The sequence below is a fragment of the Arthrobacter sp. 05T442 genome, assembly GCF_056395945.1.
In genome coordinates this window covers 160,714-177,413 of sequence record NZ_JBFTKM010000006.1, presented here as the reverse complement: position 1 = coordinate 177,413, position 16,700 = coordinate 160,714, and the positions used below count along the sequence as shown (strand labels likewise).

The following is a 16,700-nucleotide window of genomic DNA, read 5'->3' as shown; positions in this document are numbered from 1 at the left end:
CCCCACCACCCACACCAACGGCCAAGGACTCTGCGAAGCCTGCAACCACACCAAGGAAACCCCCGGCTGGAGCAACAGAACGGCAACCAATCCGGGTGCCACCGGCAGCACCAGACACACCGTCCAGATCCAAACCCCCACCGGCCACAGCTACCACTCCACCGCACCACCCCTGCCCGGAACACCAGGGCTGCCATGCCACGGCGGAAGGGCAACAGAACCGATGGACGGGCATAACCGCCGAGAACAGCGGCATCGCATGAAGGCACGGAAGCGGCATCACGTGGCGGGAATGACGGCCGCCAGGAGGCCCCTAGTCCCGGGAGGGGTCGCTGCCTGACGGCGCGGCGCCTGTTGCAACCTCGTTCGAAGGATTGTTGGACCATTCCGAAAACGAACCCGGGTACAGTGCCGCGGAAAAGCCGGCGATCTCCAGCGCCGCGATTTCGTGGGCTGCCGTCACGCCGGAACCGCAGTACACCGCGATGGGCACGCCGGACCGGACACCGAGCAGCCCGAAGCGCTCCCGAAGCTCCGCCGGCGGCAGGAAATGCCCATCCGGCGCCAGATTCCCGGTGGTGGGCGCGCTCAGCGCGCCGGGAATGTGCCCGGCGCGGGGATCCACGGGTTCAATCTCGCCGCGGTACCGCTCCCCTGCCCGGGCGTCGAGCAGCACTCCGTGGCGGCCCCACGCCGCTGCCTGCCCGGCGTCGATCACGGGCATGGCACCATCAGAGAGAGTCACATTCCCCGGTGCCGGCTGCTCAGGCCCGTCCGCGAGTTCGTACCCGGCGGCACGCCAGGCGGCCAGGCCGCCGTCGAGCAGGAGCACGTCCGCGAACCCGGCGTTGCGCAGCATCCACCACAGCCTTGCGGCTGCCATATTGCCGCCGTTGTCGTAGGCCACCACCACGTCCCCGCTCCGGAGGCCCCAGCTGCGCGCGGACTGCTGGAACTGCTGCGGCGGAGGAAGGGGATGGCGTCCGCGGCCGGAATCGGCCGGGCCGGCGAGCTCAGTGGCGAGATCGACGAAGACCGCTCCGGGGATGTGTCCGCGCAAATAGTGGTCGTGACCGTGCGGGTCACCCAGCGCCCACCGCACGTCCAGCAAAACCGTGCGCCGGCCAGCTTCGCGCGCGCCGTCCAGTTGGTCCTTCAGGGCAGCTGCATCGATGAGGGTGTCCATGCGCCCACTCTATCTTCGGGGTCCCTCCGTCCCGGTAGGCTGAAGCGGTGAACACCGCGCGCAAGCAGGACCGGGCCTGGGCGGACGAAGCCGTCCGCAGGATCAACGCCGAGAACAACCGGTCCGCCGACACCCACCTCTATTCCGTGCCGCTCCCGGACCATTGGGGGGTGCAGCTGTACTTGAAGGACGAGTCCACGCACCGCACCGGCAGCCTGAAGCACCGGCTGGCACGTTCGCTGTTCCTGTTCGGTCTGGTCAACGGCTGGATCCGGGAGGGCACCACCATCGTGGAGGCCTCCAGCGGCAGCACGGCTGTCTCGGAGGCCTACTTTGCGCAACTGCTGGGGCTGCCGTTCATCGCCGTCATGACGCGGACCACCAGCAGGGAGAAGATCGCCCTGATCGAACAGTTCGGCGGATCCTGCCTGCTGGTGGAGCACGCCTCGGAGGTCTACGAGGCTGCCGCCGAACTGGCCAGGAGCAGCAACGGCCACTACATGGACCAGTTCACGTACGCCGAGCGGGCCACCGACTGGCGCGGCAACAACAACATCGCCGAGTCGATTTTCGGCCAGCTGGCATTTGAAGAGCATCCGGTCCCCGAATGGATCGTGGTGGGCGCCGGCACCGGAGGCACCAGCGCCACGATCGGCCGCTACCTCCGGTACCACCGCCACGGCACGCGCCTCGCCGTGGTGGATCCGGAGAACTCCGCGTTCTACCCGGGCTGGCTGGACGCCCGCGACGCCGGTGCTGCCGCCTCCGGTGCCGCGCGGGGCCTGCCCTCCCGGATCGAGGGCATCGGCCGGCCGCGGATGGAGCCGAGCTTCGTTCCGGCCGTGATCGACCACATGATCCAAGTCCCGGACGCGGCATCGGTAGCGGCGATGCGGCACCTGCAGGAGCACGCCGGGCTGCACGCCGGACCGTCGACCGGCACCAACCTGTGGGGCGTGTGGCAACTCATCGCAGGGATGATCGCCGAGGGCCGCCGCGGCAGTGTCGTCTCACTGATGTGCGACGGCGGCGACCGCTACGCAGGCAACTACTACCACCCGGAGTGGCTGCGTGCCCAGGGGCTGGATCCCGGACCGCATGAGGCGACCCTCCGCAGGTTCTTCGCAACCGGCGCCTGGCCGGACTAGCTCCTTACACCTCGACGGAATCGCCGCTGGAAAGGTGCTGGTACTCCGTTCCGTACCTGGCGCCGATCCGGGTCACGTGGGCCTCGATAAGCCCAAGGCCGGCCTGGTTGAGGAGCGCATCGTGGATCGGGAAGGCCCTGGGGGCGCGGACACCGATCACAAAATCCACCACTTCGCCCACCTTGTTCCACGGGGCGTGGATGGGTACCAGCAGTGTGCGGACATCGATGCCGTCGGGAATCGCAAAGGAGTCGCCCGGGTGGTAGACATTGGAATCCACCAGGTAGCCGACGTTGGCCACCACCGGAATCTGCGGGTGGATCAAGGCGTGCTGGCCGCCGAAACTCCGGATTGAGAACCCTGCAGCCTCAAATTCCTGGCCGGCGGCCACGGTATGGATCCGGTCGGCAGCATCGCCCGCCTTTCCCCGCAGCGTTCCCGCCACTGCTTCGGGTGCGAAAAGTTGCAGCGAGCTGTTGCCCAGCAGTGCTGCGACGACGGCATCGACGTCCACGTGATCCCCATGCTCATGGGTGATGAGCACCGCATCTGCGCCGGCAAGCGCCTGGTCGGTCTCGGAGAAGGTCCCCGGGTCGAACACCAGGACACTGCCGCCCTTTTCGAGGCGGACACAGGCATGGGCGAATTTCGTCAGCTTCATCCGGCCAGCCTAGGCATTCGTCGCCGCAGTGTCCACGAAGCCCGGCTGGTAATCTTGGACATTGCCACCCCCTTGGCGAGACCCACCAGCGAAGCGAGTTCCACGATGTCCCAGGGCGCCCCCGCCGGCAGCAGCCCGACTCCGGCCACGGCACCCGCCGCCGGCAAAGAGCAGCGCGTCACGAAACAGCGCCTCGCGGTCAGCGCCGCCCTGGACGAACTGGCGGACTTCGTCAGCACCCAGGAGCTGCACCGGATCCTGCAGGAGCGCGGAACCGCCGTATCCCTCGCCACCTCCTACCGGATCCTTCAGTCCCTCGCCGACGACGGGCTCGTGGATGTGCTGCGGAGCGCCGACGGCGAAGCCGTATACCGGCGCTGCGCTGTCACCGGACACCACCACCACCTGCTGTGCCGCAACTGCGGCAAGACCGTAGAAGTGGAAGCGCCCGCCGTCGAGGCCTGGGCAGCCCGGATCGCGAAAGAGCACGGCTTCACGGCCGTGGAACACACTGTGGAGATCTTCGGGCTCTGCCGCGAGTGCACGGCCCTGCAGGGCGGCGCTTAGCCAGAGTTGTGCCGACCGGTCCGCCCTAGTCCCGTTGGAACCTGATCCGGCCCAGCTCGTTGGCGAGCACCAGCGACTGCGCGTCCAGGGTATAGATCGACGGCGACCTGAAGTAGCCGGTCGTCCAGGTCCGATATTCAGCCGCCGGGCCGGCACATCCGTCAGCCGACTCCGCCATTGCAGCGGGATCGGGAGTCAGCCCGAACGAATCGATGGTGACGGGCACAGTCAGCACTCCGCACGGCATCTGCACCACCATGGTCAGTGACCCGCCCAGACGGTTGAAGCTCATGTGCAGCGGCGTGGAGGTCAGCCAGTACAGGTTCTGGCCAGGGGCGTTCGCTGACGTTGAGGTAAACGAGCCGCACTCGAGCGGGCCGGCCGTGCCGCTCTGGCCGTATCCGGCATCGTGGCAGCCCGGCGGGACAGTCCCGGCACCCGTCCCGGCATCCGTCGCGGGAACAGTCGCCGGCTCCACGAGCGGCGCCTTGAGGCCGGATCCGTTGCCGGGTCCCGGGCCGGCGCCTCCCGTCGGTCGATTTTTTGAGGTTCCGATGACCAGGCCCCAGCGCCCATTACTCCAGGAGATCGTGTAGTCGACAGTGGCTGCCTGGCCCTTTTGTGACGCCTCGACGCTGGCCACTTCCGGGAAGTCGTTGCTGAGGCCGATCTGCCAGGAACCCGGCGCCCATCCCCGGAAGGAATCGACCAATTGTTGTGCCTCGGGACGGACGTTGACGCGATCCTCCGGGACCAGCTTTTCGACCTCCTCCACCGTTCCGGAGAGTGCCGCAGCCAGGACAGTGCGGGCGAAGGCCTCGCGGGCCGACATGTCCGGCGGAAGCGGCTCCGTCACGCAGGCCACCAGTGACACTAGCGGCACGAGCACCAGTGCGGCGGCGCACAGGAATCGCTCTTCCGCCCTCTTCAATCCGATGCCCATGGCTGCACCCTACGTGGACGCGGGCGTTGTATGACGGATTGCGCGCCGGATTCTCCCCGCCTTTGGCCCGGCGACCGCCCGGCACACCGGCGCGTTGTGCCGTCACGCCGTCGGCGGGCTTCAAAGGTGGCGGAATTCCGCCGGGAGCAGCACCCGGCGCCGGGCGCCGCGCCTCAGGCAGCCGACCCCGGGGAAACCCGCAGGACCCGCCCGTTGATTCCCCGCTTCGTCCGGATGCCGCCGACCACCCGGCACACCACGTAGATCAGGAAGGACAGCGTGGTCACATAGGGGCTGATCGGAAGCCGGCCGCCGAGGGCCAGCAGGATGCCGCCGACCGTCGCGGTCATGGCGAAGACCACGCTCAGGCTCACCACCAGCCGCGGGGAGGACGTCACCCTCAGGGCCGCCGCCGCCGGAGTGATGAGCAGCGCCAGCACCAGGAGTGCGCCCACGATCTGGATGGACAGCGCCACGCTCACGCCGAGCAGCACCATGAAGCCGATCGCGAGGGCCCGGACCGGCACGCCGCGGGCCGTCGCGACGTCGGGGTCCACACTGGCGAAGGTGAGCGGCCGCCAGATGGCGACGAGCGCCAGCATGACGAGCACGGCGACGGCGGCCAGCACCTGCAGCTGGACGGTTCCGACAGACACGATCTGCCCCGTGAGCAGGCCGAACTTGTTCGCCGCCCGGCCCTCGTAGAGCGAGAGGAAGAGGATGCCCAGGCCCAGCCCGAACGGCATGATGACGCCGATGATCGAGTTCTTGTCCCGTGCACGCACGCCCATCATGCCGAGCACCAGGGCAGCGGTCACGGATCCCGCCAGAGAGCCCACGATGATGTCCGCACCGATCAGCAGCGCGAAGGCCGCCCCGGCGAACGAGAGCTCGGAGATGCCGTGGACGGCGAAGGCCAGGTCCCGCTTCATCACGAAGGTTCCCATCAGGCCCCCCAGCAGGCCGAGCACGGCTCCGGCCCAGATGGAGTTCTGCACGAGGACCAGCAGTTCGCCATAGTTCTCGAAGTTGAAGATTGAATTCAGCACGGCACCCAGATCCATGTCAGCCCATCTCCCCCGCCACCGCGTGCGCGTCCTCATGGTGGTGCGTCGTGGCGTCCGGGAGCCCCACCACGATCAGGCGGCCGTTCGCCTGGACCACTTCCACATGGCTGCCGTACAGATCGGAGAGGACCTCCGTCGTCATGACCTCGGCGGGCGTTCCCACGCGGAACCGGCCGCCGGCCAGGTACAGGACCCGGTCCACGTAATCCATGATCGGGTTGATCTCATGCGTGACGAAGACGACCGCGCTGTCGGCCTCGTGGCACTGTTTGTCAATCAGCGAGCTGACGGCCTGCTGGTGCTGCAGGTCCAGGGACAGCAGCGGTTCGTCGCACAGCAACACCTTGGGGCCGGTCGCTAGGGCCTGGGCCACCCGCAGGCGCTGCTGCTCGCCGCCGGACAACTGGCCCACCGGTACCTTGGCGTAGTCCTCTGCACCCACGAGTTCCAGCAGTTCATCGATTTTGCGGTTCACTTTCGCGGCACCGACCCGGATGCCCCAGCGGTGGCCGTCTACGCCCAGGCCCACGAGGTCGCGGGCGCGCAGCGGCGTATCGGGATCGAAGGACTTCTGCTGCGGGATGTAGCCGATGGCCCGGCTTCCCCGTTCGACCGGCCTGCCGTCAAGCACGGCCGTGCCGGCGCTCAGCTCCTGCAGCCCGAGGAGGACCTTGAGGAAGGTGGTCTTGCCGCTGCCGTTGGGCCCGAGCACAGCAAAGAATTCGCCCGGGTTGATGTCGAGGTCCAGGCCCTCCCAAAGGGTCCGCCTGCCGAACGCGAGAGCGGCACCACGGAGGCTCACTACTGGTGTCAAAGGAGGTTTCCTCGATTTCCTGCGGAGCCGACTGCTCACGCTGTTGCGATTATCTTAGGCCCGGGCCGGCTGGTGAGGACCGGCTTGCGGCCTGGTTGCCGCTAGGCCAGGGCCTTGCTGATGCTGTCCACGTTGCCGCCCATCCACTGCAGGTATGACTGGCCTTCGGGCAGGGTTTCGCTGAAGTTCAGCACCGGAACGCCCGCAGCCTGGGCGGCCTTCTTCACCGCCAGGGTCTGCGGGCCTTCGGTCTGCGGGTTGTAGGCCAGGAACCGGATTCCGCCTGAACCGACGAGATCTATGGCAGCCTTGAGGACGGAGGGCGGGACGTCGGCATCTTCTTCGATCGCCGTGGTGTACCCGGCCGGAGTTTTGTTTTCCAGGCCGGCGGTTTCGAGCAGGTACAACGGTACGGGCTCGGTGATGGCCACCGCCGCGTGGCCCGCTGACGCCTTAATGGCCGAGAGCTTGGCCGACAGGGCGCCGAGCGAGTCCTTGAACGCCGCCGCGTTGGTCCGGAAGATCGCCGCGGAGGAGGGTTCCAGGCTGCCGAGCTTGTCGGCGATGGCGTCGGCCAGGCGCGTCATGGCGGGCAGGCTGTACCAGACATGCTCATTGAAGCCGGCCTTCCCGCGGCCGGCGGCATCGGAGGCGGCCGATGGCCCGGCAGCGCCCTGGGGAGCGAGCCCGGAGACTGCCACGGCGCTCAGGACGTTATTGCCGTCGAGCCCGGTGTCATCGGCGAGCTTGCGGATGAAGTCGTCGTAGCCGCCGCCGTTCTCGACCACGAGTTCGGCCTTGGAGACGGCCAGCTTGTCCTGGGTGGTGGCCTCGTAGGAGTGCGGATCCTGGCTCGTGCGCGTGATGATGGAGCTGACATGAACCTTGTCCCCGCCGATGCTGCGGACGATGTCCCCATAGACGCTGGTGGAGGCCACGACGTCGACGACGCCGTCCCCGGGCGTACCCCGGGAACTCCCCTGCGTGGGGCCGCCGCAGGCTGTGAGCAGCATGGCGGCGCCGGCAAGGGCGGCCGCCATGGCACGGGCAGCGGGACGGCGCACGGGAGACCTCGGATCTGTTATTGAGAATCGGGAGCATTAGCAACAGCTCGAGTGTATCCCTAAATAGGAATCATTCCTATTTAGGGATACCCGGCGCCAAGGCTACCGGTCGGGGCTACCCGGCGCCGAAGCTACCGGCGCTGGCTACTGATCCTGCCCGAGCCTCCGGTAGCCCGTGGCCTGCGTCGCGTCCCGGATCTCGCCGACGAGCTGCTCGATCACGTCCTCGAGGAACAGCACGCCCTGGGTCAGTCCGTCCGGGCCAATTACGCGGGCCAGATGCGATCCGGTCCGCTGCATGACGGACATGGCTTTCTCGATCTCGTCGTCCATGGCCAGGTTCGCCAGGGACCGGATGTGGCTTTCCGCAATCGGCGTGTGGTAGCCGGCCTCCGGGATCGAGAGCACATCCTTGATGTGGAGGTAGCCCGAGAGCATGCCGTCGTCATCGAGCATCGGAAAGCGGGAGAACCCGGTCCGGCTCACGGCCTTCTCGAATTCCGCGGGCGTAGTAGCCGCTTTGAGCATCACGAGCTTGTCCAGCGGAACCATCACGTGGGACGCGGTGTGTTCGGAGAACTCCAGGGCACCGGTGATCAGCCCGGCGTCGTCATCCACCAGCCCGTGCCGCGTGGATTCCTGCACAATCGACTGCACCTCCTCGAGTGTGAACGAGGACGTGACCTCATCCTTCGGCTCGATCCGCAGGAGCCGGAGGATGTGGTTCGCGGACCAGTTCAGGGCCACGATGGCCGGCTTCAGCATCCGGGCAATGAAGATCAGCGGCGGAGCGAGCAAGAGTGCCGCCTTGTCCGCAACCGAGACGGAGATGTTTTTCGGCACCATCTCGCCAAAGGTCACGTGCAGGAACGTGACAGCCAGGAGTGCCACGGCGAACGCCGCGATATCCGCAATTTCCGTCGGAACGCCTACCGCCCCGAGCGGCACCGCCAGGAGGTGGTGGATCGCGGGTTCCGCAACCTGCAGGATCAAGAGGGAGCACACCGTGATGCCGAGCTGCGCGCAGGCAAGCATCAGCGAGACGTTTTCCATGGCGCGCAGCGTCGTCTGTGCGCGCACGGATCCGGCCTCGGCCAGCGGTTCGATCTGGCTCCGGCGCGCGGACATGACCGCGAATTCTGCGGCCACGAAGAAGGCGTTGCCGACCAGGAGGACGGCAAGCCAGAGAATCCCTACCCAGTCGCTCATGCGGCACCGGCCTGGCCGGCTGGGTGGTCAACGCCGGGAACCCGGACGGGCCGGAAGCAGATCCGGTCGATCCTGCGCCCGTCCATCCGGGTCACGCTCAGCGTCCCGCCGCCGACGTCGACGGTGTCCCCCACCGTGGCGATGCGGCCGAGCTCGCTCATCACATACCCGCCCACTGTTTCGTAGGCAGCTTCGTCAGGCACGGAAAGGCCCGGGATCTGTTCGGAGAGTTCATCGGGGCGGAGCAGTCCAGGGAAGTACCAGTCACCCGAGGCGCTCTGGAGCAGCCCGGGCCGGACCTTGTCGTGTTCATCGGCGACTTCCCCGACGATTTCTTCGACGAGGTCCTCAAGAGTGGCAATGCCGGCTGTTCCGCCATATTCGTCCAGGACCACGGCCAGCTGCAGGTTGCCTTCGCGAAGCTCGGCGAGCAAGGCGTCGAGGTGGATGGTTTCGGGCACGCGCAGGACATCGGTCATGATGGCGCCGGCCTGGAGGTTTGCACGCCGGTCCGAGGGGACGGCGATCGCTTTCTTGATATGCACCACTCCGCGGATGTCGTCAGAGGATTCGCCGATCACCGGAAATCGGGAGTAGCCGGTGCGTTTGGCCGCCTCCACGATGTCCGAGACCGGCTGGTCGGCGTCGATCGTCTCGACCCGGATCCGCGGGGTCATGACGTCGGCTGCCGTACGCCCGGAGAACTTTAGGGTGCGCGCGACAAAGTTGGCGGTCCCGGCGTCGAGGGTGCCCATCGCCGCGGACCGGCGCACCAGTGAGGCCAGCTCGGCGGGGGTCCGGGCGCCGGAGATCTCCTCCTTGGCCTCGAGGCCAAAGATGTTGAGGACCTTGTTGGAGAACCCGTTGAGGACCACGATGGCCGGCTTGAAGACGGCGGTGAAGACCAGCTGCGGCCGGGCAAGGGCCTTGCCGATCGGAAAGGACAGCGCGATTGCCATGTTCTTGGGCACCAGCTCGCCGATCAGCATGGACAGCAGCGTCGCGATGATCATCGCGATGACCAGTGAGACGGAGACGGCGGCAGCCACGGGAACCCCGACGGCGGTCAGGGGGCCTTCGAGCAGCTGGCCGACGGAAGGTTCCATGACGTAACCGGTCAGGAGGGTGGTCATGGTGATGCCGAGCTGGCAGCTGGAAAGCTGGGTGGAGAGGGACTTGAGGCACCTGAGCAAGGGTGCGGCGGCGGTATCGCCGCTGTCCACTGCGCGCTGGACAGTGGACTGGTCCAGGGCGACCAGGGAAAATTCGACGGCTACGAAGAAGCCTGTGCCGAGGATGAGCAGGAGGCCTGCCGCAAGGAGGATCCACTCCATTTAGCGGCCTGCTTCCGGCGCAGGGCACTGGTGCAGGCTGGAGTGCTGGAGCAGTGTGCTCCGGCAGCGTGATCGCTGGAGCTTTCGCCCCGGCGGAGGATGGTCAGCGGAGGCCGACCCTGTTTCCTGGAAGACTCCGGCGTGGTGCCCTGCCGGAGAATGATGGGCACGTGTTCGGGGTTTGCCGGCTCTGCGGGTGGGCTGTGCGGGAACGGCGGGCGTTCTGCGCTGACAGCCCCCAGGCCGGCACCTAGATTTACTGTCCATAAGAATGCCAGTCTACAGGAGCAGCCACCGCCGGCCGCCGGAATTACCAGCTCTGCGGGACCGGACGGCCTTCCTCGTAGCCGGCCGCGGACTGGATCCCCGCCACGGCACGTTCCCGGAAGGTGGCGAGGTCGGCCGCACCGGCGTAGCTCATGGAGCTGCGCAGACCGGCGGTGATCATGTCCAGCAGGTCCTCCACGCCCGGCCGGGCGGCGTCCACGTACATCCGGGACGTGGAAATGCCCTCCTCGAACAGGGCTTTCCGGTCTTTCTCGAAGGCGCCCTCGCGCTGGTTGCGGTTCTGGACAGCCCTGGCCGAGGCCATGCCGAAGCTCTCCTTGTATTGCCTCCCGTTGGCGTCCAGCTGAAGGTCACCCGGGCTTTCGTGCGTACCGGCAAACCAGGAACCGATCATGACCTGGCTGGCGCCTGCGGCCAGGGCCAGGGCGACGTCGCGCGGGTAGCGGACCCCGCCGTCGGCCCACACCCTGCCGCCGGCATCCCTGGCCGCGGCGGAACACTCGAGAACGGCCGAGAACTGCGGGCGGCCCACGGCCGTCATCATGCGGGTGGTGCACATGGCGCCGGGGCCGACGCCGACCTTGACGATGTCCGCCCCGGCCTCGATCAGCTCGCGCGTCGCCCCTGCTGTGACGACGTTGCCGGCCACCACAGGCACGCCGGGATTCAGGCCCTTCACGGCGGCCAGGGCTTCGAACATCTTCTGCTGGTGTCCGTGCGCGGTATCAAGGACGAGCACGTTCACGCCGGCGGCCAGCAGTTCGGCGGCGCGCCCGGCAACGTCACCGTTGATCCCGACGGCGGCAGCCACCTTGAGTTTGCCGTCCCTGTCCAGGGACGGGCGGTACAGCGTGGAACGCAGGGCCCCCTTCCTGGTGAGGACGCCGGCCAGGACGCCGGCCTGGTGCACGGGCGCGTAGTCCGTGCCGGCGGCGTCCATCGCATCAAAGGCTCGGCGGAGGCCGGCGTCCGAGCCGCCGTCGAGCGTTTCAGCGTCCAGGACCAGCGGCTGGTGGCGGATCACGGAGGCCAGCGACGCGAAGCGGTCCTGGCCCTCGCAGTCGGCCGCGCGGACGACCCCCGCGACGGCACCGGCTTCGTCCACGACCACCACGGCCCCATGCGGGCGCTTGCCCATGAGGTGGAGGGCATCGATCACCGTGTCCGCGGGCGTCAGGCTGACCGGGGTTTCCAGCACCGGGTGGCGGGTCTTGATCCACGCCGTGACGTCCCGGATGACATCGAGCGGCACATCCTGCGGCAGGACTGCCAGTCCGCCGCGGCGCGCCATGGTTTCCGCCATCCGCTTGCCTGTCACCGCCGTCATGTTCGCGGCGACCAGCGGAATGGCCGAGCCCGTGCCGTCGTCCGCGGCGAGGTCCACATCGAGCCGCGAGGTGACGTCGGAACGGGACGGCACAAGGAAGAGGTCGGAGTAGGTCAGGTCGGTGGTGGGCTCAGTCAGGAAACGCACGGTTGCTCCTTTGTAGGCGTACTCAGTATTGACATGCATTCCCGGCGCCACACGGGTCCTCCCTGCGATTCTAGGCGAGGCCGGCGAGGCCGCGGCGCGGCTGCGGCGCGGCTCCGGCGCGGCCCTGCGGAGCCGCCCGGCGGACAATGTCGCGGCGCTGAACTGCGGGGTCCGGACGAGTTCATGATTTGAGTCACGCTTATTGGCGGTTTGGCAAGAATCGTCACTAGACTGGCATGGGTCTGGGTTCACTGGACGCAGAGACTGGTTCGATCGTCGTGCCGCGGCACCGTGGAAACCAGAGGAATCAAACTCATGGAAGAGGCGTATTTCAAGTGCCAGAGCAGCCTAGCCACCGTCTACCAGAGGAATTTGGCGGAAACGAGTGGCTCGTTGACGAACTGTACGAGCGTTACCAGCAGGACAAGAACACGGTTGACGCCAAGTGGTGGCCCCTGTTCGAATCCTTCGACGCCGGTGATGGCTCGTCTGCCAACGGAACGTCAGGCGCAGCACCTGTTGCGCACCCCACGACACGTGAACTTCCCGTTGTAGCGCCTGCTGCCGCGGCTCCGGCAGCGCCGCCGGCAGCGCCTGCAGCACCCGCTCCGGTTCCTGCCCCGGCCGCGACTGCAGCACCCGCTCCTGCTCCCGCCCAGAAGGCCCCCGCCACTGTCGCCCGCGACGGCGGCCGCAGCCAGGAAGCCGGGACCGCCGCCCAGCCGATTCCGGCCCAGCTGCCCAAGAACGTCAAGGCCCCTACGGCCCCCGAGGAAGATGTCGTCTCCGTCCTCCGCGGCCCGGCGAAGGCCATCGCCTCCAACATGATCACCAGCCTGGAAGTGCCGACCGCTACAAGCGTTCGTGCCATCCCTGCGAAGCTGCTGATCGACAACCGTGTGGTCATCAACTCCAACCTCGCCCGCGCCCGCGGCGGCAAGGTTTCCTTCACGCACCTGATCGGCTACGCCGTCATCCGCGCCCTCTCCCAGTTCCCGTCGATGAACGTCTACTACGACGTGGTCGACGGCAAGCCCGTGGCCGTGCAGCCGGCCCACGTGAACTTCGGCATTGCCATCGACATGCCCAAGCCGGACGGCACCCGACTGCTCATGGTGCCGAACATCAAGAAGGCGGAGACGCTCAACTTTTCCGAGTTCTGGCACACCTACGAGGACCTGATCAAGCGTGCCCGCGCGGGCAAGCTGACGGCTGATGACCACTCCGGTACCACCGTCTCCCTGACCAACCCCGGCGGCATCGGCACAGTGCACTCGGTACCCCGCCTGTCCAAGGGCCAGGCCGCCATCATCGGCGTCGGCGCGCTGGACTACCCCGCGGAGTTCCAGGGTGCCAGCGAAAAGATCATCGCGCACAACGCCATCAGCAAGGTCCTCACCCTGACGTCCACCTATGACCACCGCGTCATCCAGGGTGCCGGCAGCGGCGAGTTCCTCAAGCTGGTCCACCAGCTCCTGCTTGGCGCCCAGAACTTCTACGACGAGATCTTCGAGTCCCTCCGCATTCCGTACGAGCCCGTGCGTTGGAGCCCGGACCTGCAGGTGGACCCGGCCGACGAAATCAACAAGGTCGCCAGGATCCAGCAGCTGATCCACGCCTACCGCGTCCGGGGCCACCTCATGGCGGACACCGATCCGCTCGAGTATGTCCAGCGCAAGCACCCGGACCTCGACGTCCTGACCTACGGCCTGACCCTGTGGGACCTGGACCGCGAATGGCCCACGGGCGGTTTCGGCGGCAAGCCGATGCTGAAGTTCCGTGACATCCTCGGCGTCCTCCGCGACGCCTACTGCCGTACGGCCGGCATCGAATACATGCACATCCAGGACCCGGCCGAGCGCAAGTGGTTCCAGGACCAGATCGAGCACCCGTACTCCAAGCCGAGCCGCGATGAGCAGCTGCGCATTGTTTCCAAGCTCAACGCTGCCGAAGCCTTCGAGACGTTCCTGCAGACGAAGTTCGTCGGCCAGAAGCGCTTCTCCCTGGAGGGCGGCGAGTCCCTGATTCCGCTGCTCGACGCCATCATCTCCGACGCGGCCGACGACGAGCTCGACGAGGTTGCCATCGGCATGGCCCACCGCGGCCGGCTCAACGTGCTCACCAACATCGCGGGCAAGACCTACGCGCAGGTCTTCCGCGAATTCGAAGGCACGCAGGACCCGCGCTCCGTGCAGGGCTCCGGCGACGTGAAATACCACCTCGGCACCGAAGGCACCTTCACCTCCGACGCCGGCAAGGAGACCAAGGTCTACCTCGCCGCGAACCCGTCCCACTTGGAAGCTGTGGACTCCGTCCTGGAGGGCATCGTCCGCGCCAAGCAGGACCGCCTGGACCAGGGCGAGGCCTTCCCCGTGCTGCCGATCATGGTGCACGGCGACGCTGCTTTCGCGGGCCAGGGCGTCGTTGCGGAAACACTGAACCTTTCCCAGCTGCGCGGCTACCGCACCGGCGGCACCATCCACATCGTGGTGAACAACCAGGTCGGTTTCACCACCGCGCCGTCGTCGTCCCGGTCGTCCACCTACTCCACGGACGTCGCCAAGATGATCCAGGCTCCGGTGTTCCACGTGAACGGCGATGACCCGGAGGCCGTGGTCCGGATCGGCCAGCTCGCGTACGAGTTCCGCCAGCGCTTCCACAAGGACGTTGTCATCGACATGGTCTGCTACCGCCGCCGCGGCCACAACGAGGGCGACGACCCCTCGATGACGCAGCCGCTGATGTACAACCTGATCGAAGCCAAGCGTTCGGTCCGCAAGCTGTACACCGAATCGCTGATCGGCCGCGGTGACATCACCGAGGAAGAGGCCGAGCAGCTGCTGCGCGACTACCAGGAACGCCTGGAGCGCGTCTTCGCCGAAACCCATGCCGCGCAGACGTCCCCGATTCCGATCATCACGGCCGATTCCGCCGCGGTGTCCGACATCGAGCGTCCCATGGCCCAGCAGTCCGATACCGGCGTCAAGGCCCCGGCGTCGACCGCGATTTCCACGGAAATGCTGGCCCGCATCGGCAAGGCCCACATCGAAATCCCGGAGGGCTTCACCGTCCACGCCAAGCTCAAGCAGCTCCTGGAGAAGCGTGAGCTGATGTCCCGTGAAGGCGGCATCGACTGGGGCTTCGGCGAGCTCGCGGCCTTCGGCTCGCTCATTATGGAAGGCGTCCCGGTCCGGCTGGCCGGCCAGGACTCGCGCCGCGGCACGTTCGTGCAGCGCCATGCCGTCTTCCACGACCGCGCCAACGGCGACGAGTGGCTGCCCCTGGCCCACCTCTCGGAGGACCAGGCCAAGCTGTGGATCTACGACTCCCTGCTTTCGGAATACGCTGCCATGGGCTTCGAATACGGCTACTCCGTCGAGCGGCCGGATGCCCTCGTGCTCTGGGAGGCGCAGTTCGGTGACTTCGTCAACGGCGCGCAGACCATCATTGACGAGTTCATTTCCTCGGCCGAGCAGAAGTGGGGCCAGCGCTCCTCGCTCGTGCTGATGCTCCCGCACGGCTACGAAGGCCAGGGACCGGACCACTCCTCCGCCCGCATCGAGCGCTTCCTGCAGATGTGTGCCGAAGAGAACATGATCGTGGCAAACCCGACGACGTCGGCCTCGCACTTCCACCTGCTGCGCCGCCAGGCCTACAGCAGGCCGCGCAAGCCGCTGATCATCTTCACCCCGAAGCAGCTGCTCCGCCTCAAGGCCGCAGCGTCCTCCGTGCAGGACTTCACCACGGGTTCATTCCTGCCGGTCATCCCCGAGCACGAGCAGCTGCAGCCGGACGCCGTCGAACGCGTCCTGCTGGTCTCCGGCCGCCTGTACTACGATCTCCTGTCCACGCGGCAGAAGACCGAGGACAAGACGACGGCGATCGTCCGCGTTGAGCAGCTGTACCCGCTGCCGGCCGCCGGGATTGCCGCGGAGCTGGCCAAGTACCCCAACGCCGAAGTGGTCTGGGCGCAGGACGAGCCCGCCAACCAGGGTCCGTGGCCGTTCATCGGCCTCAACCTTCCGGACGCGCTGGACCGCCGTGTACGCCTCGTTTCGCGCCCCGCCTCGGCTTCCACCGCCGCAGGGTCGATGAAGCGCCACGCAGCCGAGCAGGACAGCCTGCTCAAGCAGGCGTTCGCCCGTAAATAGTGTCATCGCTGCCCGGCCGGAGACTGAATCACGCAACTCCGGCCGGGCAGCTTTGTTTAATGAACAGCGTGGAGTGAAGAGGTAGTCGTGGAAGATCGAAAGTTGCGCATTGCGGCCGTTGGGGACGAGCTGTTGGCCGGGCTTGGTGATCCACGCGCGCTGGGCTGGTTCGGCCGCGTCCTGGCCCGCACGCCCCAGGACGGCCTGGAACTCGAAAGCTACTCCCTGCCGTGCCCCGAAGAAGGCACGGAGGCACTGGCTGCGCGCTGGTTCGAGGAGGCGGGCCGCCGGTTCGGCAACCACCACGAGAACCGCCTGGTGATCGGCCTGTCCGGCCGCGACATCGAATTCGGCCTCTCCACCGCGCGAAGCCGGCTGAACCTGGCGAACATCCTGGACTCCGCCACGCAGAACAAGATCGAAGTCTTCGTCGTGGGGCCGCCGCCCACCCTCGACCCGACGCAGAACCGCCGGCTCGGCGAGCTCAACACGGCATTCGCCGACGTGACCACGCGCCGGAAGCACCTCTACGTGGACACCTTCTCCCCGCTGCTGAACCACGAGCAGTGGCGCCAGGACCTGGCCGCCAACGGCGGGACCCCGGGCCAGGCCGGCTACGGACTCATGGCCTGGCTCGTGCTGCACCGCGGCTGGTTCCAGTGGCTCGGAATTGACGCGCCGGAGTAGGCCTCCGCACCGCGCAACCAGCACATGGCAGTCCGCATTGCGAGGGCCATTCCGCCGGGGAATATCGCGATATATCTTGACGGGCGCTAGGGCGCGATATATCGTGA

Annotated in this window: 13 protein-coding genes and 1 pseudogene; 5 read left to right on the top strand and 9 right to left on the bottom strand. The window is 67.2% G+C overall.

From position 1 onward, the window contains the following. Positions 1-340: pseudogene (locus tag AC1DES_RS08815) on the top strand (HNH endonuclease); the annotation flags it as partial. Here the strand turns inward: AC1DES_RS08815 and AC1DES_RS08810 are convergent. Next, positions 314-1,186, bottom strand: a complete 873-nt coding sequence (locus AC1DES_RS08810) for a sulfurtransferase (RefSeq protein ID WP_476895312.1) — start codon at positions 1,184-1,186, stop codon at positions 314-316. The pseudogene AC1DES_RS08815 and the gene AC1DES_RS08810 sit on opposite strands and share 27 nt — an antisense overlap. Before the next feature lie 47 nt (positions 1,187-1,233). Between AC1DES_RS08810 and AC1DES_RS08805 the strand changes: the two genes are divergently transcribed. Beyond that, on the top strand, positions 1,234-2,334 hold the full coding sequence (locus tag AC1DES_RS08805) for a PLP-dependent cysteine synthase family protein (protein ID WP_476895311.1): 1,101 nt from the start codon (positions 1,234-1,236) through the stop codon (positions 2,332-2,334). A 4-nt stretch (positions 2,335-2,338) separates the two neighbouring features. On the opposite strand, the gene AC1DES_RS08800 is transcribed toward AC1DES_RS08805, so the two are convergent. Then, positions 2,339-2,995 carry an MBL fold metallo-hydrolase gene (locus tag AC1DES_RS08800; RefSeq protein WP_476895310.1) on the bottom strand — a complete coding sequence of 219 codons (657 nt, stop codon included), beginning with the start codon at positions 2,993-2,995 and terminating at the stop codon, positions 2,339-2,341. Positions 2,996-3,100: 105 nt separating this feature from the next. On the opposite strand from AC1DES_RS08800, the gene AC1DES_RS08795 reads away from it, so the two are divergent. Further along, on the top strand, positions 3,101-3,562 hold the full coding sequence (locus AC1DES_RS08795; RefSeq protein WP_476895326.1) for a Fur family transcriptional regulator: 462 nt from the start codon (positions 3,101-3,103) through the stop codon (positions 3,560-3,562). Positions 3,563-3,587: 25 nt separating this feature from the next. Here the strand turns inward: AC1DES_RS08795 and AC1DES_RS08790 are convergent, their stop codons facing one another. The 7 genes from AC1DES_RS08790 to AC1DES_RS08760 form a co-directional block, all read right to left on the bottom strand. Continuing rightward, a complete protein-coding gene (locus tag AC1DES_RS08790) occupies positions 3,588-4,505 on the bottom strand; it encodes a hypothetical protein (protein ID WP_476895309.1) in 918 nt (305 codons plus the stop codon). Positions 4,506-4,678: 173 nt separating this feature from the next. Next, the gene (locus AC1DES_RS08785; RefSeq protein ID WP_476895308.1) at positions 4,679-5,569 is read right to left on the bottom strand and encodes a metal ABC transporter permease; all 891 of its coding nucleotides are present in this window, start codon (positions 5,567-5,569) and stop codon (positions 4,679-4,681) included. A 1-nt stretch (position 5,570) separates the two neighbouring features. Beyond that, positions 5,571-6,374, bottom strand: a complete 804-nt coding sequence (locus AC1DES_RS08780; protein ID WP_476895307.1) for a metal ABC transporter ATP-binding protein — start codon at positions 6,372-6,374, stop codon at positions 5,571-5,573. A 113-nt stretch (positions 6,375-6,487) separates the two neighbouring features. Beyond that, entirely contained in the window at positions 6,488-7,450 is a 963-nt protein-coding gene (locus AC1DES_RS08775) for a metal ABC transporter solute-binding protein, Zn/Mn family (RefSeq protein ID WP_476895306.1), read from the bottom strand. Between the two features lie 144 nt (positions 7,451-7,594). After that, entirely contained in the window at positions 7,595-8,659 is a 1,065-nt protein-coding gene (locus tag AC1DES_RS08770; protein WP_476895305.1) for a hemolysin family protein, read from the bottom strand. Further along, a complete protein-coding gene (locus AC1DES_RS08765; protein WP_476895304.1) occupies positions 8,656-9,993 on the bottom strand; it encodes a hemolysin family protein in 1,338 nt (445 codons plus the stop codon). The genes AC1DES_RS08770 and AC1DES_RS08765 overlap by 4 nt, the downstream gene beginning before the upstream one ends. Before the next feature lie 310 nt (positions 9,994-10,303). Next, a complete protein-coding gene (locus tag AC1DES_RS08760; protein ID WP_476895303.1) occupies positions 10,304-11,755 on the bottom strand; it encodes a GuaB1 family IMP dehydrogenase-related protein in 1,452 nt (483 codons plus the stop codon). Positions 11,756-12,090: 335 nt separating this feature from the next. Here AC1DES_RS08760 and AC1DES_RS08755 point away from each other — a divergent pair, with 335 nt between their 5' ends. Both AC1DES_RS08755 and AC1DES_RS08750 read left to right on the top strand, forming a co-directional pair. Beyond that, entirely contained in the window at positions 12,091-15,906 is a 3,816-nt protein-coding gene (locus AC1DES_RS08755) for a multifunctional oxoglutarate decarboxylase/oxoglutarate dehydrogenase thiamine pyrophosphate-binding subunit/dihydrolipoyllysine-residue succinyltransferase subunit (protein WP_476895302.1), read from the top strand. Positions 15,907-15,993: 87 nt separating this feature from the next. Next, on the top strand, positions 15,994-16,593 hold the full coding sequence (locus AC1DES_RS08750) for a GDSL-type esterase/lipase family protein (protein ID WP_476895301.1): 600 nt from the start codon (positions 15,994-15,996) through the stop codon (positions 16,591-16,593). Positions 16,594-16,700 lie beyond the last annotated feature (107 nt).

Coding starts and splice junctions, on each gene's coding strand:
- AC1DES_RS08810 (WP_476895312.1), bottom strand. CDS start 1,186: ATGGACACCCTCATCGATGCAGCTGCCCTGAAGGACCAACTGGACGGC.
- AC1DES_RS08800 (WP_476895310.1), bottom strand. CDS start 2,995: ATGAAGCTGACGAAATTCGCCCATGCCTGTGTCCGCCTCGAAAAGGGC.
- AC1DES_RS08795 (WP_476895326.1), top strand. CDS start 3,101: ATGTCCCAGGGCGCCCCCGCCGGCAGCAGCCCGACTCCGGCCACGGCA.
- AC1DES_RS08790 (WP_476895309.1), bottom strand. CDS start 4,505: ATGGGCATCGGATTGAAGAGGGCGGAAGAGCGATTCCTGTGCGCCGCC.
- AC1DES_RS08785 (WP_476895308.1), bottom strand. CDS start 5,569: ATGGATCTGGGTGCCGTGCTGAATTCAATCTTCAACTTCGAGAACTAT.
- AC1DES_RS08770 (WP_476895305.1), bottom strand. CDS start 8,659: ATGAGCGACTGGGTAGGGATTCTCTGGCTTGCCGTCCTCCTGGTCGGC.
- AC1DES_RS08765 (WP_476895304.1), bottom strand. CDS start 9,993: ATGGAGTGGATCCTCCTTGCGGCAGGCCTCCTGCTCATCCTCGGCACA.